Annotated in this window: 18 protein-coding genes and 1 pseudogene; 6 read left to right on the top strand and 13 right to left on the bottom strand. The window is 45.5% G+C overall.

Annotated elements, in window-relative coordinates:
* Nucleotides 1–7 precede the first annotated feature (7 nt).
* The 9 genes and pseudogenes from NST16_RS19105 to NST16_RS19065 form a co-directional block, all read right to left on the bottom strand.
* The gene (locus NST16_RS19105) at nucleotides 8–325 is read right to left on the bottom strand and encodes a contact-dependent growth inhibition system immunity protein (RefSeq protein WP_340888059.1); all 318 of its coding nucleotides are present in this window, start codon (nucleotides 323–325) and stop codon (nucleotides 8–10) included.
* A gap of 81 nt (nucleotides 326–406) precedes the next feature.
* Nucleotides 407–658 (bottom strand): annotated as a pseudogene (gene yxxD, locus NST16_RS19100) (type II toxin-antitoxin system antitoxin YxxD); the annotation flags it as partial.
* A 24-nt stretch (nucleotides 659–682) separates the two neighbouring features.
* The gene (locus NST16_RS19095; RefSeq protein ID WP_268444863.1) at nucleotides 683–1,069 is read right to left on the bottom strand and encodes a hypothetical protein; all 387 of its coding nucleotides are present in this window, start codon (nucleotides 1,067–1,069) and stop codon (nucleotides 683–685) included.
* Between the two features lie 19 nt (nucleotides 1,070–1,088).
* The gene (locus tag NST16_RS19090) at nucleotides 1,089–2,801 is read right to left on the bottom strand and encodes a T7SS effector LXG polymorphic toxin (RefSeq protein WP_340888056.1); all 1,713 of its coding nucleotides are present in this window, start codon (nucleotides 2,799–2,801) and stop codon (nucleotides 1,089–1,091) included.
* A gap of 19 nt (nucleotides 2,802–2,820) precedes the next feature.
* Nucleotides 2,821–3,090, bottom strand: a complete 270-nt coding sequence (locus NST16_RS19085; protein WP_014481382.1) for a YwqI/YxiC family protein — start codon at nucleotides 3,088–3,090, stop codon at nucleotides 2,821–2,823.
* 11 nt (nucleotides 3,091–3,101) lie between these two features.
* Nucleotides 3,102–3,467, bottom strand: a complete 366-nt coding sequence (locus NST16_RS19080) for a YwqH-like family protein (RefSeq protein WP_106019816.1) — start codon at nucleotides 3,465–3,467, stop codon at nucleotides 3,102–3,104.
* Between the two features lie 346 nt (nucleotides 3,468–3,813).
* Nucleotides 3,814–5,232, bottom strand: a complete 1,419-nt coding sequence (locus tag NST16_RS19075) for a glycoside hydrolase family 43 protein (protein ID WP_340888053.1) — start codon at nucleotides 5,230–5,232, stop codon at nucleotides 3,814–3,816.
* Nucleotides 5,233–5,301: 69 nt separating this feature from the next.
* The gene (locus tag NST16_RS19070) at nucleotides 5,302–5,490 is read right to left on the bottom strand and encodes a hypothetical protein (RefSeq protein ID WP_340888051.1); all 189 of its coding nucleotides are present in this window, start codon (nucleotides 5,488–5,490) and stop codon (nucleotides 5,302–5,304) included.
* On the bottom strand, nucleotides 5,487–5,762 hold the full coding sequence (locus tag NST16_RS19065; protein ID WP_286059256.1) for a hypothetical protein: 276 nt from the start codon (nucleotides 5,760–5,762) through the stop codon (nucleotides 5,487–5,489). The genes NST16_RS19070 and NST16_RS19065 overlap by 4 nt, the downstream gene beginning before the upstream one ends.
* A 188-nt stretch (nucleotides 5,763–5,950) precedes the next feature.
* On the opposite strand from NST16_RS19065, the gene hutP reads away from it, so the two are divergent.
* The 6 genes from hutP (at nucleotide 5,951) to NST16_RS19035 (ending at nucleotide 13,418) form a co-directional block, all read left to right on the top strand.
* On the top strand, nucleotides 5,951–6,397 hold the full coding sequence (gene hutP / locus NST16_RS19060) for a hut operon transcriptional regulator HutP (protein WP_010332488.1): 447 nt from the start codon (nucleotides 5,951–5,953) through the stop codon (nucleotides 6,395–6,397).
* A 112-nt stretch (nucleotides 6,398–6,509) separates the two neighbouring features.
* Nucleotides 6,510–8,036, top strand: coding sequence for a histidine ammonia-lyase (gene hutH, locus NST16_RS19055; protein ID WP_340888048.1), 1,527 nt, complete (start codon nucleotides 6,510–6,512; stop codon nucleotides 8,034–8,036).
* A complete protein-coding gene (gene hutU / locus NST16_RS19050) occupies nucleotides 8,033–9,691 on the top strand; it encodes a urocanate hydratase (protein WP_229148386.1) in 1,659 nt (552 codons plus the stop codon). Before hutH ends, hutU begins: the two co-directional genes overlap by 4 nt.
* A gap of 12 nt (nucleotides 9,692–9,703) precedes the next feature.
* The gene (gene hutI / locus NST16_RS19045) at nucleotides 9,704–10,969 is read left to right on the top strand and encodes an imidazolonepropionase (RefSeq protein ID WP_340888045.1); all 1,266 of its coding nucleotides are present in this window, start codon (nucleotides 9,704–9,706) and stop codon (nucleotides 10,967–10,969) included.
* Nucleotides 10,962–11,915 carry a formimidoylglutamase gene (gene hutG, locus NST16_RS19040; protein WP_326203858.1) on the top strand — a complete coding sequence of 318 codons (954 nt, stop codon included), beginning with the start codon at nucleotides 10,962–10,964 and terminating at the stop codon, nucleotides 11,913–11,915. Before hutI ends, hutG begins: the two co-directional genes overlap by 8 nt.
* 75 nt (nucleotides 11,916–11,990) lie before the next feature.
* Nucleotides 11,991–13,418: an amino acid permease gene (locus tag NST16_RS19035; RefSeq protein ID WP_340888044.1), complete on the top strand. Its 1,428-nt coding sequence runs from the start codon at nucleotides 11,991–11,993 to the stop codon at nucleotides 13,416–13,418.
* Nucleotides 13,419–13,460: 42 nt separating this feature from the next.
* Here the strand turns inward: NST16_RS19035 and NST16_RS19030 are convergent, their stop codons facing one another.
* From NST16_RS19030 to deoR, 4 genes are all read right to left on the bottom strand, one after another.
* Nucleotides 13,461–14,762: a pyrimidine-nucleoside phosphorylase gene (locus NST16_RS19030; protein ID WP_010332494.1), complete on the bottom strand. Its 1,302-nt coding sequence runs from the start codon at nucleotides 14,760–14,762 to the stop codon at nucleotides 13,461–13,463.
* Between the two features lie 28 nt (nucleotides 14,763–14,790).
* On the bottom strand, nucleotides 14,791–15,972 hold the full coding sequence (gene nupC / locus NST16_RS19025) for a nucleoside permease NupC (RefSeq protein ID WP_010332495.1): 1,182 nt from the start codon (nucleotides 15,970–15,972) through the stop codon (nucleotides 14,791–14,793).
* A gap of 92 nt (nucleotides 15,973–16,064) precedes the next feature.
* Nucleotides 16,065–16,736, bottom strand: coding sequence for a deoxyribose-phosphate aldolase (gene deoC, locus NST16_RS19020; protein ID WP_105954544.1), 672 nt, complete (start codon nucleotides 16,734–16,736; stop codon nucleotides 16,065–16,067).
* Nucleotides 16,737–16,841: 105 nt separating this feature from the next.
* A complete protein-coding gene (gene deoR / locus NST16_RS19015; RefSeq protein ID WP_326191380.1) occupies nucleotides 16,842–17,783 on the bottom strand; it encodes a DNA-binding transcriptional repressor DeoR in 942 nt (313 codons plus the stop codon).
* Between the last annotated feature and the right edge of the window lie 33 nt (nucleotides 17,784–17,816).

Here is a 17,816-nt window from a genome sequence, read left to right as displayed (position 1 = left end):
GAAAAGCTTAAGAATCGTCATCGTTTAAATTATTTAAAGACTTCTTTATTTGTACTATTACATTTTTTAGCCATTCAATTGGTTCTAAATTAAACGCAGGAAAATACACGCCATCTGCGCAAGATTGAATGTAATCATTTTTCTCGTTATCTGAATGCTCACTTTCAATAAAATCCGTTAAAAAGACAATAGCATACTCCAAATATTCCTTACTTTCCTCTGTTAACAACTCTTGTAAAGCGTCATCAGGAGATTCAATATCCTGATGGAATGTTCCAGCCAAAAACTGAAAAACAGGTTCCTCTTGTTTACTGATCGATAACATGTCATCTCGCTCCTTTTAGGGAGAGATAATGGGATAACTACCCCATATTAGATATTTCATTTTAAAGCTATAATGTGTAAATCATTCATCATTTAATAAATCAAGATAATACTGATCGTTCTCTTCTATTTTTCTTAAAAATTCGGTAAGAGAAGTTGCAATTTGAATATCATAATAGTAAATTGGATTTTCATTGTTATCATTTAAATCAATTGACATTAATGCCGATTCACTACCTTCAAAAAATATTAATTTATCATTCTCAAACTCATCATATATTTCTATGTCAGGATAAAATTCAAAATCATTTATTCTCAATCGAAAGTCTCTTACTATAACCTTTATATGTTTCATCTATTATTCTTCTGCAAATTCGATGTTAATCCTATCAACCTTAATTTGGATGTTTTTATTATCATATTGCCACAAGTCTTCGAGCATTTCATCTTCAAGGCTTAACTCAAATCCAGCGTTAATAGTCTTTTTTTCGCAATTTAAGATGCCCTTGATCTTATAGGAATAACTTTCATCTATACGGTAGAACCCAAATTCAAAGTCCTTTACCTCTTGAATATCTAAATCGTCCAAAACAACTAAAGACATCGAGATTGGATACTGGATACCCCTTTTCGGTTCAAAATGAATACCAAATGGCATGAAACCTATTATTTCTACACCGTTTACTTCTAATATTACTTCTTCTTCTATATCTGAATTAAATCCCTTTACATATGCACTATACATAACAGTATCACCTCTTTAGTTAATGAATAGGATTAATCACCTTCATATGCTTGTCGCCATTCAACATCTTCCAAAAGTCCTTGTCACTCTCAACATGATAAGTGGTGATATACCCTTGATTATTTGTACCTACAAATTCGAATTTAGCTGCGCCTTTCCTTGTAGTTCCCATAAATTTAACATAACCTGTTCGGATTTCAATCGTGCCGTCTTTTAGTTTATATCGATACTGAACTTTTGTACCGTTATTAACTATATATTGTGCACCTTTCAGGTATTGTTCAGCATTTTTATAAATACCTTTAAACTCATTACCATGTTTTTTGAAATGTCCTTCTAATTTATTTCGATTTGCAAATTTATAAGGAATATTAATTTTGCCTATTTCTTTTTCTACACTCGGAACTCTCTTTAGTGCTTTCTCTCCCTTGCTCCACACAAAAACATACTTTCCAATCTTAGCAATAGGAATAATAAAAAGAGTACTCAATATTCGTTCATCAACCGACACTTTTTTATTAGTTTTAGGATCCTCGCCAGTTGTTGCCCGAATTCCATCATTAACAACAAAAAATTCACCTATTGTATCCGTTATTTTCCCTAAACCAGGTACTTCTTCATCAATATTTTTAACTCCACCAACACTTCTGCCTTCTGGAATCTTTTCAACAATTTCTATACTAGGTTTACCATTTTTAAGATATCGCCGAACGATTTGGCCATTTTCGTAGATACTGTATACTCCGCCGATATAGTTAATATCTGCTTGATCCCTCACAGTTTCATCAGCAACATCTACTCTTTGGACCACTTTCCAGCCCTTAACGTTATAAAGTTTACCATTTATCACTCGAATATCTCCAGCTACTTTTAGAGATATCTTAGCTGCTTCTTTCTGCAGTACCGTCAAGTTACTGTCATCACCATAAATCTCACGCTCGATCTTTTGTTGTTTGTCATCCATCATCACAGAATCAACGTTTGATTGCTTATGTTTCTCCAGTTTCTTCAGCATCATCTCCATCGGTGAATCATCCGGCTGTTTCATTTGCGGATTGATGGCGCCAAATGTTTGGTTGATCTTTTCTTCTTCCTGTGATTTCAAGATGGAACCGCTTTTGTACCCTGTGATTTCAATTTTAGGACCGGTGTACATGGTTTCTAGCTGATCGATATATTTTTTCATCGTTTGAAAATCTGATTTTGCCGTTTCTAATGCGTTGGTTTGCTGGCCGTCAAATTGAAAGAGCTTATGCAGGGTGTCTGTAATCAGCCGCTCAGCCTGCTCTGTTTCCAACCGAAAAAAGGAGTCATTGACCGTCGGCAGGCTGACGATGTGATCAATGGCTGATGTCTGACGATTCACTGCGTCTGTGAGCTGCTCTGTCACTTCTCGTGCATGCTTGACCCCGTGTCTGGCATCGTGTGAGAGAAAATCCTCTGCAATCATGCCGTGGGAGTCAGATTCTACAGAGGAAATCGCATGCTGTGTTTGTTTCAGCACTTTTTTATATTCGTCGATAAACATGCCAAAGAAAAGGAGAAAAGGCTTGTGGCACTCCTCGTAGAAGGTCCGGATGGCATCTCCGCCTTTTCCTTTTAACGCATCCTTCATGCCTGCCAGATGCTCAACACTTTTTTCCAGCTTCTCCAGCTGCTGTTTCTGCTTGTCCAGTTTTTCAATCGTATGCTGAATGCCCTCGTGAAGAGCGTGGACATCTAATGTTTTCAATCCCTTGTCCTCCCGCGCTTTATTTCATGGAAGATGATATGTTTTCGTCCGTTTCCTTCATGGCGTTTACCGCACTTTCCGTTTGTGCGATATGCTTGGCGAGAACGGACGCATATGCTTCAGTGAGCTCTTTGATGTCCTCATTTAATTGCTCGATGGACTTTACAACATTCAAATGGTTTCGTCCTGAGAGATGGCCGGGCAAGGAGGACTTGAGTTCAGCTGAGTTCTTAAGCTGAGAAAGTCCCTGTTTGACGGTTCCATAGACCATTTTGATTTCCTGTGCCATTTGCGCTCACCTCACTTTTTATGTTTTTCCTTCTCTATTTCATGCTCTATTCTCGTGATTTGGCGTCTCATGGAATAGACGTCACCCTCTAGAGAGTGAATTTTTTCATCTATACTTTCGATGATTCCGTTGACTTGTTCGCTTTTGATTTGACGATATGCTTTGTTCATTCCTTCACGAATATCTTCAAACCGCTCAGCATGTGTTCCTCTCCATGCATTCCCGTTAAGATGAGGCCGATGAATGAGATGCTGGGCCTCGGAAAATTCGTGTTTGATTTGCCTGATTTCGTGCAGCACTCGTTTTAACTGATGGATCTGTTCCTGTTTTTCATGTAAGTCGGCTTTGACCGAATGTAACAACATTTCACTATGCATGCCGCAACACCTCGTGTTTCTATCAAACTGTGTTAATCTTTGACAATACAGACTATTTTCATATTACATGATGGATCATATTGGATAAATAGGTAAAAAGGTTTGTGTTAAACAGAAATGTAGAGGGTCTAAATCGCTATAAACCTATCGATCCTCTATAATAAGTAGTGACATTCAACATAAAAGGACTATAAGAATAGGTCTTATTCCCCTAACCTTTTCTCTTTCGCTTTCTGTCCTTCCCCATTTCTTATCGTCAATATAGGTGATAAAACATTTATAATCTGGAAACGTCATCTTATGTAAAAGGAAAAAGCGCCTTTCCATAGAAGGCGCCGTCTCCATCTTATTTAGATCCCCATACAGCCTCACCGCTGCCATTCAACACACTAAACGTCATCACGTTCTTCTCTCTCACCGAATCCCACTGGCGTAAAAATACGCCATTATACTTCTTGCCGGCTAACGTGATTTCGGCTGCGTCATTTCCAGTTTTCTTCCACGTTCCGGTCATTTCCCCGGAAATGGTGTGGTCTTTGTTGAGCTGAATGTTGATGGTTTTTTTGATGTCTGCTGAGATGTCTTTACTGTGCTGAATGAGCTTGTAGGTTCCTGTGATGTCTTTTTGTTTTGCTTTTTCCAGTATTTCTCCTGCGTAACGATATGGCGCCACTACCGGCCAGCCGTCTTTATTCATGAACATTTGATGGACTCTGACTTCATGTTCTTCACCCCTGCCCGGGAAGCGGGTGTGGAAGATTAAATAGGAGCGTCCGGTTTTTTCGTCATAGTATGCGGAGTTGTGGCCCGGTGAGACATAGCCGGTTCCTTTTTCATTTTCTGTTTCAAATGAATAGCTGCCCATGAGTTTGACGCCGTATGGTTCGATGGAGCGGTCGTCGAAGAATGTGCCTTCTTTGCCGCGGACGTCAATCATTGAGTTGCCCTCTGCATCATAATACGGGCCATCCGGATTCTTGGAGCGGGCGACACGGATGTTATAACCGCCAGTTGCGTCAAGACCGCCATATGATAGGTATAAGTAGTAATACTGGGTGTCTGGATTGTAGAGCACATACGGGCCTTCGATTCTGCTGTGGTTGCCGCCGAGCAGTTTTTTGCCGTAGCCCTGTCCAGGGAGCGGGAAGCCCGTTTTCGGATTCATCTCAAGAATGAAAATGCCGCCTGAGTATGATCCGTACACCATCCACAGCTTGCCGTCTTTATCAAAGAAGGTATGTGGGTCTACGACGTTCGGGTGTTTGGTTGCGTCATAAGGTGTTCCGTCACTGCTTGTGCCTTCCATGCCTGATTTCAAAAAGATGCCTTTGTTTTTGTACGGGCCTTCGATGTTATCAGCGACGGCTACTCCCATGGCGGATCTTGGAGAGTCACCGCGGCAGGCGTTGTAATACATATAGTATTTGCCGTCCGCCAGCTGCGCGACATCAGCCGCCCACAGGGTATTGGATTGCGCCCATTCGAAGGTATCTTTTAATTCTTCATAGACATTGGGAATAAGAGGGTTGTTGTTGCTGACGCTGGTGGTCAGCTGCTGCCATTGCATGAGGTCATTCGTTTTTGCTGAAGCGAGATGAGATCCAAAAACATAAAAGGTGCCGTTTGACTCAATGATGGAAGGATCATGGACACTGACTTCTTTAAAGACGGGTTTTTCTGCCTTTTGCGCATAGACAGAGTTTGGCAGGGTGAAGGCCATGATAAGGGCTGCAAGAAAACATACACGGAGCAATCGGTTGAACATCTGTACAGTTCGCCTCTCTTTTTTATTAAATTTTTAAGCGCTTACATTTTATGAAGGAACACCCGCCCTTTAGGAAGGCCGGATGTTTTCATATTCAAACGGGTAGGTAAGCCCCACTGTTCTCTGACATTGTCCAAGATGCTCATGACATTCCTTGGAGAGACTGATGGTCTGGCTGCCTGTTTGGTGCAGGACTGCTGCTTGCATATCCTCTTCTTCATAGTTCAACCCTTTTGCGGTTTCTCCTTCTTCAATCATCTCTGTTTTTCCATTGGCGTATGTAATGACTGCTTTGCCCGGCTTTGTAAAGTCGTCGACTGTGATAAAGGGCCGTTTTCTTCAGCGACCACGCCCCTTTTTGGCATTTTTGCGCGCATGGTCAGCGATATGACAACCATTTCGTTGTCGGTGTTTTTTAAGATGATGCCCGACTGCTCGTCTACAGTCGGCTTGGCAGGGCTGAGGATTTCATTCGGCTGGCTCGTGAGAAAATACCTTGCGAACGAGAGCGCATAGGCTCCTGTGTCCAAGAGTGCGCCGCCATCCACACACCTATCTGGCTATGATGTGCAATGTGCTGAGATTTCTGCATCACGATATCACAATACCAATCTAACTTGTTAAAGACTGTAAAAAACCTTTTGACTTCTATTGCTGAAACACTTAATATAATACTCAGTTAATAGTTATCAGAATTTTTAGGAATTGAGTGATTCATATGACACTGCATAAAGAGCGCCGGATCGGCCGGCTGTCTGTTCTTCTGCTGCTTCATGAAGCTGAAGAACGTACACAGGTCGAGGAGCTGGAGCGAGATGGATGGAAGGTCTGTCTTGGCAAGGTAGGATCAATGGACGCGCATAAAGTAGTAGCCGCAATTGAAACCGCTTCCAAAAAGAGCGGTGTCATTCAATCTGAGGGCTATCGCGAGTCACATGCGCTTTATCATGCGACGATGGAGGCTTTGCATGGCGTGACCAGAGGTGAAATGCTGCTAGGATCGCTGCTTCGGACGGTGGGCTTGAGGTTTGCCGTTTTGAGGGGAAATCCTTATGAAAGTGAAGCGGAAGGCGATTGGATCGCTGTCTCGCTTTACGGAACAATAGGAGCACCGATTAAGGGACTTGAGCATGAAACATTCGGCGTTGGAATTAATCACATATGAAACAGCCCATAGATCTTAGACGATAGGGGGCTATGCGTGAAATCAAATTTTCACAGCATAGCCCCTTTTTGTATGGGTGCTTTACCAAAGTAAAGAAAAAGGAGTTGGGCTTATGGTGACTTTAGACGGTTCTTCATTGACAACAGTGGACGTTGCTCGTGTGCTGTTTGATTTTGAAGAGGCAGCGGCTTCCGAGGAAAGTATGGAACGCGTGAAGAAAAGCAGAGCGGCAGTGGAACGGATTGTACACGAGGAAAAGACAATTTACGGCATCACCACCGGGTTTGGCAAATTCAGTGATGTCTTGATTCAGAAAGAAGACTCAGCGGCGCTGCAGCTGAATTTAATCCTTTCTCATGCCTGCGGAGTCGGCGATCCTTTTCCTGAGTGTGTTTCTCGGGCCATGCTGCTTTTGCGCGCCAATGCGCTGTTAAAAGGCTTTTCCGGTGTACGCGCTGAGCTGATCGAACAATTGCTTGCCTTTTTAAATAAACGCGTCCATCCTGTCATCCCCCAGCAGGGATCACTTGGCGCAAGCGGGGATCTGGCGCCGCTCTCCCATCTGGCGCTTGCGCTGATCGGGCAAGGAGAAGTCTTTTTTGAGGGAGAAAGGATGCCGGCAATGAATGGCTTGAAAAAAGCTGGAATTCAGCCGGTATCACTGACATCCAAGGAAGGGCTTGCCTTGATTAACGGGACTCAGGCCATGACTGCTATGGGTGTGGTCGCATACATTGAAGCGGAAAAACTAGCCTATCAAACAGAGCGCATTGCCAGCTTAACGATTGAAGGGCTCCGCGGAATTATCGATGCGTTTGACGAGGATATTCACTCCGCCCGCGGCTATCAGGAGCAGATCGATGTCGCAGAGCGAATCCGTTTTTATCTATCTGACAGCAGCTTGACGACCTCTCAGGGAGAACTGCGGGTTCAGGATGCTTATTCATTGCGCTGTATTCCGCAAGTGCACGGTGCGACCTGGCAGACGTTAGGCTATGTGAAAGAAAAATTAGAGATTGAGATGAATGCAGCTACGGACAACCCTCTTATTTTCAATGACGGGGACAAAGTCATTTCTGGCGGAAACTTTCACGGACAGCCGATCGCCTTTGCCATGGATTTTCTAAAAATCGCAGTATCAGAGCTTGCGAATATCGCAGAACGCAGGATAGAGCGCCTTGTAAACCCGCAGCTGAATGACCTGCCGCCATTCCTAAGCCCTCATCCCGGTCTGCAATCCGGTGCAATGATCATGCAGTATGCCGCGGCCTCACTTGTTTCTGAAAATAAAACCCTGGCCCATCCCGCAAGTGTGGACTCTATTCCGTCATCCGCCAACCAAGAAGACCACGTCAGCATGGGAACCATCGCCGCGCGGCATGCTTATCAGGTGATCGCAAATACAAGAAGAGTGATTGCGATTGAAGCAATTTGCGCATTGCAGGCTGTTGAATACAGAGGCATAGAACATGCAGCCTCCTACACCAAACAGCTTTTTCAAGAAATGAGAAAAGTCGTGCCGTCCATTCAACAGGACCGTGTTTTTTCCTATGACATTGAACGCTTGACTGACTGGCTGAAGAAGGAATCTTTATTACCTAATTATCAGAAAGAAGAACTAAGGGGGATGAACATATGACTGATGTAAAAAAATCAATCCGTGCCAATAGAGGAACAGAACTTGAATGCTTAGGGTGGGAGCAAGAGGCGGTGCTTCGGATGCTTCGAAACAATCTTGATCCGGAAGTCGCCGAGAAGCCGGAGGACCTGATTGTATATGGCGGGATTGGCAAAGCCGCACGGGATTGGGACGCTTTTCACGCCATTGAGCAATCCTTAAAAACACTAAAACATGATGAGACATTGCTCGTGCAATCCGGAAAGCCCGTTGGCATGTTCCGTACACACCCGCAGGCGCCGCGCGTGCTTTTAGCAAACTCTGTGCTTGTTCCGAAGTGGGCGAACTGGGAGCATTTCCACGAGCTTGAGAAAAAAGGGTTAATGATGTACGGGCAAATGACAGCAGGCAGCTGGATTTACATTGGCTCACAAGGCATTTTGCAAGGAACCTATGAAACCTTCGCTGAGCTCGCGAGACAGCATTTCGGAGGAAGCTTAAAAGGGACATTGACGCTGACAGCCGGGCTCGGTGGAATGGGAGGCGCCCAGCCGCTGTCTGTCACGATGAATGATGGAGTTGTGATTGCCGTCGAGGTTGATGAGAAACGAATCGATAAACGAATTGAAACAAAATACTGTGACCGGAAAACAGCGTCGATTGAGGAAGCCTTAGCGTGGGCTGAAGAAGCAAAGCTAGCAGGAAAACCTCTCTCCATCGCTCTTCTTGGAAATGCGGCAGAGGTTCACCATACTCTTCTGAACCGCGGCGTCACCATTGATATCGTCACCGATCAGACGTCTGCCCATGACCCATTAATCGGTTATGTTCCTGAGGGCTATTCACTTGATGAAGCTGATCGTTTGCGCCAAGACAATCCAGACCTTTACGTGCGCCTTGCGAAACAAAGCATGAAAAAACATGTGGAAGCCATGCTGGCCTTTCAACAAAAGGGCTCAGTTGTATTTGACTACGGTAACAATATTCGGCAAGTTGCTAAGGATGAAGGGCTGGAGAATGCCTTCGATTTTCCGGGGTTTGTCCCTGCTTATATCCGCCCCTTATTCTGTGAAGGAAAAGGGCCATTCCGCTGGGCGGCGCTTTCCGGTGATCCGGCAGATATTTACCGTACGGATGCGTTATTAAAAGAACTGTTCCCGGCAAATAAAGCCCTTCACCGCTGGATCGATATGGCTCAGGAAAAAGTCGCTTTCCAAGGCTTGCCGTCCCGTATTTGCTGGCTTGGATACGGAGAACGAAAAAAGATGGGGCTTGCCATTAACGAATTGGTTCGAAACGGGGAGCTAAAAGCGCCTGTCGTCATTGGGAGAGATCATCTGGACTGCGGGTCTGTCGCCTCTCCAAATCGGGAGACAGAAGCGATGATGGACGGAAGTGACGCTGTCGGCGATTGGGCTGTGCTAAATGCGCTTGTCAACACAGCGGCGGGTGCGAGCTGGGTTTCCTTCCACCATGGCGGCGGCGTTGGAATGGGCTATTCTCTGCATGCCGGTATGGTTGCGGTTGCCGATGGAAGCAAGCTGGCTGACGAACGGCTTGCCCGAGTCTTAACGAGCGATCCGGGAATGGGCATTATCCGTCATGCGGATGCGGGTTATGAACGTGCTGTTGAAGTAGCGAAAAAACAAGACATTATCGTGCCGATGCAAAAATAAGGGAGTGATGACATGCCGAAACAAATTGATACGATACTCATCAACATTGGTCAGCTTTTGACGATGGAAAGCAGCGGCCCCCGCGCGGGCAAAAGCATGCAGGATCTTCATGTGATCGAAGATGCTGTTGTCGGAATCCACGAACAGAAGATTGTGTTCGCCGGAAAAAAAGGGGCTGAAGCCGATTACGAGGCAGACGAAATCATTGACTGTTCGGGACGGCTTGTAACGCCGGGCCTCATCGATCCGCATACCCATCTTGTATTTGGCGGATCTCGGGAAAAGGAGATGAATCTAAAGCTTCAGGGCATTTCCTATTTAGAAATTCTGGCGCAGGGCGGCGGGATTTTGTCCACTGTCAAAGACACCCGGGCTGCCTCGGAGGAAGAGCTGCTGCAAAAAGGCCATTTACATCTGAAAAGAATGCTGTCATACGGCACGACCACGGCTGAAGTGAAGAGCGGCTACGGATTAGATAAAGATACAGAGCTGAAACAATTGCGTGTCGCGAAACAACTGCATGAGAGCCAGCCCATTGACCTTGTCTCCACTTTCATGGGCACTCATGCCATTCCTCCTGAAAATAAGGAGCGCCCCGATGAGTTTTTAGATCGCATGCTGGCTCTCTTGCCGGAAATAAAAGCGGAAGAGCTCGCAGCCTTTGCAGATATTTTTACAGAAACAGGCGTTTTTACAGTCAGCCAATCCCGACGTTACTTAAAAAAAGCGGCTGAGGCGGGATTCGGATTAAAAATCCACGCTGATGAAATTGATCCTCTTGGAGGAGCTGAATTAGCGGCTGAGCTAAGAGCTGTCTCAGCCGATCACTTGGTGGGCGCCTCAAATGAAGGCATACAGCAAATGGCTGAATCAGGAACCATTGCTGTCCTCTTGCCGGGCACGACGTTTTACCTTGGCAAACACACATATGCCAGAGCAAGAGACATGATTGATGCGGGGGTACGTGTCAGCTTGGCAACGGACTTTAATCCGGGCAGCTCCCCAACTGAAAATATTCAGCTGATCATGTCGATTGCCGCGCTTCACCTGAAAATGACCGCAGAAGAAATATGGCATGCCGTCACAGTCAATGCCGCATATGCCATAGGAAAAGGTGATGAAGCAGGGCAGCTCAAAGCTGGACGCTCTGCAGATCTTGTCATTTGGCAAGCCTCGAATTACATGTATATTCCGTATCACTACGGCGTCAATCATGTACATCAAGTCATGAAAAACGGAACAATTGTAGTCAACAGGGAGGGAGGCATTTATGAATAAATACCCTTTTCTCAGAGAGGCAGGTTCTTCGTTTAAAGACCGAGATGTCACAAAAATGAGCGATCTGATAGAAAAATGGAACGGCCAAAGCATTAAGGGGCCGGGACTGATAGGTGTCCCCCTATCAAAATCGTCCATCAGTCATTCCGGCGCTTCCTTTGCCCCCGGAACAATACGCCAGGCTCTAAAACATTCATCGGCTTATTCTGCTGAGCTTGGGGAACATGTCGTATCAGATTTTCTTTATGATCTGGGGGATGTCGATATTCATGTGACTGATATCGTGAAATCACATGATCAAATCTTCCAAACCATGCATGCTCTGCTTTCGGATTATCCAGATTGGGTGCCGCTCATACTCGGGGGAGATAACTCCATCAGCTACTCCACCATAAAAGCGATTGCGCAAACGAAAGGAACGACAGCCGTTATTCAATTTGATGCCCATCATGATGTGCGGAACACTGAGGACGGGGGGCCGACAAACGGCACCCCCTTCCGCCGCCTTTTGGATGAAGAGATCATAGAAGGTCAGCATTTGATTCAACTGGGTATCAGAGAATTCAGCAACAGCTTGGCTTATGAAACATACGCGAAAAATCATCACGTGGACATCCACACGATGGGAATGATTCGTGAGAAAGGCCTGATCCCGACTATTAAAGAAATCCTGCCTGCTGTTCAAACAGACTTTATTTTTATATCTGTTGATATGGATGTCTTAGACCAGTCTCACGCACCCGGCTGTCCAGCGATTGGGCCGGGCGGCCTCTATACAGACGAATTACTCGAAGCAATCAAGTACATCGCACAAGAGCCCAATGTCGCAGGGATCGAAATCGTTGAAGTTGATCCCACCCTCGATTTTCGGGATATGACAAGCAGAGCCGCAGCTCACGTTCTGTTACACGCATTAAAAGGGATAAAACGCTCCCGATTCAAGTGATCTTCCGGCAGGTTGTATGTTGGTAACAAGAAACTCATCTGCCTGATAAACGGCAGCTAAAAGGAGGACGAGACGGTGGGTCTTCAGGAGAAAAGCGGCCATCAGCTGAAACGGACAATGAAAAGCAGGCACTTATTTATGATCTCATTGGGAGGCGTCATAGGAACAGGACTTTTCCTCAGTACGGGCTATACGCTAAGCCAAGCCGGGCCCGGCGGTACGATACTCGCTTATTTAATCGGCGGATTGATGATGTACCTCGTCATGCAATGTCTGGGTGAGTTGTCAGTCGCCATGCCGGTGACCGGTTCCTTTCAAAAATACGCTACAACATTCATCGGGCCATCTACCGGTTTTATGGTCGGCATCATGTACTGGGTGAATTGGGTGGTGACGGTAGGTTCTGAGTTTACCGCATCCGGTATTCTCATGCAGCGCTGGTTTCCTGAGAGCAGCGTATGGATGTGGAGCGCGATTTTTGCAGCTCTCCTTTTCGTATGCAACGCATTTTCAGTCAAATTATTTGCGGAAACCGAATTTTGGTTTTCGAGCGTGAAGATTGTCACCATCATTTTATTTATCATTTTAGGAGGCGCCGCCATGTTTGGCTTGATCTCTTTAAACGGGACGGCCGATGCCCCTATGTTTTCAAATTTCACCGGTCATGGAGGATTGTTTCCGAACGGCTTTCTCGCTGTATTTATCGCCATGATATCTGTGAGTTTTGCCTTTTCCGGAACAGAATTAATCGGCGTCACAGCAGGAGAATCCGCAAATCCTCAAAAGGATATTCCGCGCTCCATCCGTAATGTCGCATGGAGGACAGTCATTTTTTTCATTGGTGCCATCTTCGTATTATCCGGACTGATTTCATGGAAAGAAGCAGGAGTAATTGAAAGCCCCTTTGTAGCAGTGTTTGCAGAAATCGGAATCCCTTACGCCGGAGATATTATGAATTTTGTTATATTAACAGCCTTGCTGTCCGTGGCCAATTCAGGCCTGTATGCCTCAACCCGTATGCTGTGGTCGTTAGCAAATGAAAACATGATCAGCTCTCGTTTTAAAAAAGTCACATCTAAAGGCATTCCACTCAATGCCTTAATCATCAGTATGGCTGTATCTTGTTTATCTCTCGTATCCAGTATTGTGGCACCTGGAACTGTATATGTGGTGATGGTAGCGATTGCTGGATTTGCGGGGGTTGTGGTCTGGATGAGCATTGCGCTGTCTCAACTCTTGTTCCGAAAGAGATTTCTTAAAAAAGGGGGGAATGTAAAAGATCTGACATTTCGCACACCGCTTTATCCTCTTATGCCTATAGCCGCTCTTTTATTATGTTCAGCTTCTTGTATCGGTCTGGCTTTTGATCCCAATCAAAGAATCGCTCTCTTCTGCGGAATTCCTTGTATCATCCTATGCTATCTCATCTACTATTTCAGAAAAAATCTTACGAAAGCAAAAAAAATCGAACAAGAGGATTATCAGGTTGATCATATCCTGTAATCAAAACAGCACACCCCACTCAGGATGGGATGTGCTTTATTTTTATTCCGTAATTAATGTATGAATCAGCTTCGGCGCCTTCGCTTCCGCTGCGATGCGGATGTTGTCATAAACTTTCGCGATGACTTCATCGACGTTTTCGCGGTTGGCGTAAAGCGTCACAAGTGGTTCGCCTTTTTCAACCTTGTCGCCGACCTTTTTGCGGAGCATGATGCCGACGGCTAAATCAATTTCGTCTTCTTTTGTGGCGCGTCCGGCTCCTAACAGCATGGCAGCAACGCCGATTTCGTCCGCTACGATTTCGGAGACCACACCCGCTTCTTTTGCTGGCACATCAATGTGATAAGCCGCTTGCGGAAGCTTAGACGGATCGTCAACAATCGAGCTGTCACCGCCTTGGTTTTTTAAGAAATCTTTGAATTTCTCTAGCGCTTTTCCGTTTTTCATGACCTCTTCAAGCTTCGCTCTTGCTTCGTCTAATGTACCTGCTTTTTTCGCAAGCACGACCATTTGGCTGCCGAGTGTTAAGACTAGCTCGTGCAGGTCTTCAGGGCCTTCGCCTTTGAGCGTGTCTATCGCTTCTTTCACTTCAAGCGCATTTCCGATCGCAAAGCCGAGCGGCTGGGACATGTCGGAGATGACAGCCATCGTTTGGCGACCGACTTTGTTGCCGATTCGTACCATTGCTTTCGCGAGTTCAGCCGCATCTTCCTCTGTTTTCATGAAGGCGCCCGCTCCCGTTTTTACGTCAAGCACGATCGCGTCCGCTCCGGCAGCGATTTTTTTGCTCATAATGGAGCTAGCGATAAGCGGGATGGAATTCACCGTACCCGTTACATCACGCAGGGCGTACAGTTTTTTATCCGCCGGCGTTAAGTTGCCGCTTTGGCCAATGACGGCAACCTTGTCGCGGTTCACAAGCTTAATAAATTCGTCCTTAGACAGTTCCACGTGAAACCCGTCGATCGCCTCTAATTTATCAATTGTTCCGCCCGTATGACCGAGGCCGCGGCCGGACATTTTGGCAACCGGCACATCAAGAGCCGCGACAAGCGGTGCGAGGACGAGTGTTGTCGTGTCGCCGACGCCGCCGGTTGAATGTTTATCCACTTTAATTCCCTCGATGGCAGAAAGATCAATCGTTTCACCGGAGTTCACCATAGCCATTGTTAAATCCGCCCGTTCACGATCACTCATATCCTGAAAATAAATCGCCATGGCAAGCGCGCTTGCCTGATAATCAGGAATGCTTCCGTCCGTATAGCCGTTCACGAAAAACTGGATTTCTTCTGTGGTGAGTTCTTTTCCGTTTTGTTTTTTGATGATAATATCTACCATTCTCATTTTAGTCACCGATCCTTTTCGATTATGTTCAGTAAATCAGACCTACAACTGCCGCTGTTAAAAAGCTGACAAGCGTAGCACCGTATAATAATTTCAGACCGAAACGAGCAACAACGTTTCCTTGCTTTTCATTCAGACCCTTTACAGCACCGGCAATGATACCGATGGAAGAGAAGTTCGCGAACGATACGAGGAATACTGATACAATCGCTGTTGTGCGGCCGCTGAAGTGAAAACCGTTTTGCGAAAGAGACGTCATAGCGACAAACTCGTTCGATACCATTTTTGTTGCCATAATACTTCCGGCGTTAACAGCTTCATTCCATGGAATACCAACAAGAAAAGCGAATGGAGCAAACACATATCCAAGCAGGTCTTGGAAGGAAATACCGAGTACAGCGTTAAAGATACCATTGATCAAAGCAATAATCGCGACAAATCCAATCAGCATTGCTGCGACAACAACCGCTACTTTGAAACCATCTAAGATGTATTCTCCGAGCACTTCGAAGAAGGATTGTTTTTCTTCATTTTCTACACGGAGCATATCCTCATCTTTTGCGACCTCGTAAGGATTAATGATAGAGGCAATGATAAAACCGCCAAATAAGTTCAATACAAGAGCCGTTACGACGTATTCAGGCTTCAGCATCGTCATGTAAGCGCCGACGATTGACATGGATACGGTTGACATCGCAGAAGCGCAAAGTGTGTACAAACGCTGCTGTGACAGTAAACCGAGTTCTTTTTTCAAGGAGATAAAGACTTCTGATTGCCCTAAAATTGCAGATGCGACAGCATTATACGACTCAAGTCTTCCCATTCCGTTTACCTTGCTGAGGGCAAGGCCGATGTATTTAATAATAAACGGGAGGATCTTCCATTTTTGCAGAATTCCGATGAGTGCAGAAATAAATACAATCGGCAAGAGAACGTTCATAAAGAATGTCGATTGATCCGCATTCACCAAACCGCCAAATACAAAGTTAATTCCTTCTGCCGCATAGCCAAGCAGGTAGCTGAATCCTTGTGCAAATCCGCCTACGAGAAAATTCCCGATCCCCGTATTAAGGAGAATGTAACCGAGAATAAACTGCAAAATGAGCATGACAATAATTGGGCGGACCTTAATTCTTTTTTTGCCGCTGCTCGCGATCCACGCAAGGCCTAAAAACACGATTAAACCGATAATCCCGATCAAATACTTCATATGTGTTTCTCCTTTATTTGTATTCGCTTACATTATTATTTCCCCGGAAAGAAAAGCAGGGCACGGAAAGCAATTTGCCTTCCGTCTGCTTCTTAATAATTGTCTCCGCCGGCTCCGTTCTCTCCTTTTACAATGGAAACGCCTGCACTTGCGCCAATGCGGCTTGCACCTGCTTCGATCATCGTGTCTACATCTTCTTTCGTTCTGATACCCCCAGATGCTTTTACGCCAATATCAGGACCTACTGTTTTGCGCATTAAAGCGATATCTTCCTTCGTTGCGCCGCCTGTTGAAAAACCTGTTGAGGTTTTCACGAAATCCGCTCCCGCAGAAACTGCTAAACGGCATGCACGCTCTTTTTCTTCATCTGTCAGCAGGCATGTTTCAATAATAACTTTGACAAGCGCTTTTCCGGCTGCAGCTTCCACCACACCACGAATATCCGCTTCCACCGCTTCATCTTCTTTATCTTTCAAAGCGGCGATGTTAATAACCATGTCCACTTCAGTGGCGCCTTTTGAAATCGCATCCTTCGTTTCGAACGCTTTTGTTTCTGTTGTGTTGGCGCCGAGCGGGAAGCCGATGACTGTACATACGTCAACTCCTGTTCCCTCAAGCTCTTTTGCAGCCAGCTGCACCCATGTCGGGTTTACACATACAGAAGCGAATTTGTATGTTTTCGCTTCTTCTATTAATTTCAGAATATCCGCTTTTTGTGTATGCGGTTTCAAAGCTGTATGATCAATTTTATTGGCTAATGTCATCCTTCGCACACTTCCTTTTTTGTTAAGATATTTTTTAGCATAACCGACTTTTGAACATATGTAAATTGGTAATTGAAATTTTGTTCAATGAAAGGTCTAAAGGTGTCACAAATCATTAACAAGTGCCCTTGCGGTATGCTGATCAATGATTAACACGTTGGCATACTTTCCTGTTAACGCACCGTGGATAGAAGGCACTTTTCGGCTTCCGCCGGCCACTAATATAGAGCGTTCCTTCAGCCTCAGATCTTCAAGCTCGACGCCTATGGTCCGGTCATTGATGGCGGTGCTGCAAATATTCCCTTCCCTGTCAAAAAACCGCGAACAGATATCTCCAACAGCCTGATGTTTTAGCAATGCTTTCTCTTCTTCGTTAAAATAGCCGAGCCGGAATAACAGCGCCTCGTCCCGGACGGTACCAACAGTAAAGAGTGCGATATTGGCCTGCTTGCCCATCTCGATAATGCGTGCGATATGGCGATCCTTCTCTACCATTCGCTTTACATCGGCGTTATCAAAAACAACGGGAAGCGGGAGATAGCGCGGCATCGTTTGAAAAGCCTCTGCAAACAGCTGAATCGTTTCAGCCGAATAGGTGTTTACCCGGGAATGGCTGATGCCGCCTTTCAGCTGGACGACCTCTACACCCTTTATTTGCTTTGGCTGCATGTTTTGCGCGATCTGATACATGGTGGTTCCCCAGCTGACGCCGACGATGTCGCCGTCTTTTACCGTTTCATGCATATATTCTGCACCGTAACGGCTCAAGTCATGTGTAATTGCTGCATAGTCCGGTGTCGGAGAAAACACAACGTGTGCTTCGAGAAGCCCATATTTCTCTTCCAGCATCGAACCCAGCGCATCTAAATCTTCAAAAGGGTCCATCACGCGAATTTGGACAAATCCTTTTTCTTTTGCGTATTGCAGCAATCGGGAAACGGTCGGCCTTGAAATGCTGAGCTGCTCTGCGATTTGCTGCTGACTGTAGTCAGACTGATAATAAAGCCTTGCCGCTTCTATGCTTAATTGTTGTTTTTCCCGATCCATTCCGCACCTCCCTTGGATCAGTTCGTGGTGAAC

It is taken from the genome of Bacillus sp. FSL K6-1005 (assembly GCF_038000225.1).
GTDB lineage: Bacteria > Bacillota > Bacilli > Bacillales > Bacillaceae > Bacillus > Bacillus mojavensis.
Note: the sequence above shows the minus strand (reverse complement) of the source record. Positions and strands in the feature narration are given on the sequence as shown.

Excerpts from the sequence above, each read along its gene's own strand:
- hutG (WP_326203858.1), top strand. The coding sequence starts at position 10,962 with ATGAATAAATACCCTTTTCTCAGAGAGGCAGGTTCTTCGTTTAAAGAC.
- hutI (WP_340888045.1), top strand. The coding sequence starts at position 9,704 with ATGCCGAAACAAATTGATACGATACTCATCAACATTGGTCAGCTTTTG.
- NST16_RS19085 (WP_014481382.1), bottom strand. The coding sequence starts at position 3,090 with ATGGCACAGGAAATCAAAATGGTCTATGGAACCGTCAAACAGGGACTT.
- NST16_RS19095 (WP_268444863.1), bottom strand. The coding sequence starts at position 1,069 with ATGTATAGTGCATATGTAAAGGGATTTAATTCAGATATAGAAGAAGAA.
- NST16_RS19080 (WP_106019816.1), bottom strand. The coding sequence starts at position 3,467 with ATGCATAGTGAAATGTTGTTACATTCGGTCAAAGCCGACTTACATGAA.
- hutU (WP_229148386.1), top strand. The coding sequence starts at position 8,033 with ATGACTGATGTAAAAAAATCAATCCGTGCCAATAGAGGAACAGAACTT.
- NST16_RS19070 (WP_340888051.1), bottom strand. The coding sequence starts at position 5,490 with ATGATTGAAGAAGGAGAAACCGCAAAAGGGTTGAACTATGAAGAAGAG.
- deoC (WP_105954544.1), bottom strand. The coding sequence starts at position 16,736 with ATGACATTAGCCAATAAAATTGATCATACAGCTTTGAAACCGCATACA.
- NST16_RS19105 (WP_340888059.1), bottom strand. The coding sequence starts at position 325 with ATGTTATCGATCAGTAAACAAGAGGAACCTGTTTTTCAGTTTTTGGCT.
- hutP (WP_010332488.1), top strand. The coding sequence starts at position 5,951 with ATGACACTGCATAAAGAGCGCCGGATCGGCCGGCTGTCTGTTCTTCTG.
- deoR (WP_326191380.1), bottom strand. The coding sequence starts at position 17,783 with ATGGATCGGGAAAAACAACAATTAAGCATAGAAGCGGCAAGGCTTTAT.
- hutH (WP_340888048.1), top strand. The coding sequence starts at position 6,510 with ATGGTGACTTTAGACGGTTCTTCATTGACAACAGTGGACGTTGCTCGT.
- nupC (WP_010332495.1), bottom strand. The coding sequence starts at position 15,972 with ATGAAGTATTTGATCGGGATTATCGGTTTAATCGTGTTTTTAGGCCTT.
- NST16_RS19030 (WP_010332494.1), bottom strand. The coding sequence starts at position 14,762 with ATGAGAATGGTAGATATTATCATCAAAAAACAAAACGGAAAAGAACTC.
- NST16_RS19075 (WP_340888053.1), bottom strand. The coding sequence starts at position 5,232 with ATGTTCAACCGATTGCTCCGTGTATGTTTTCTTGCAGCCCTTATCATG.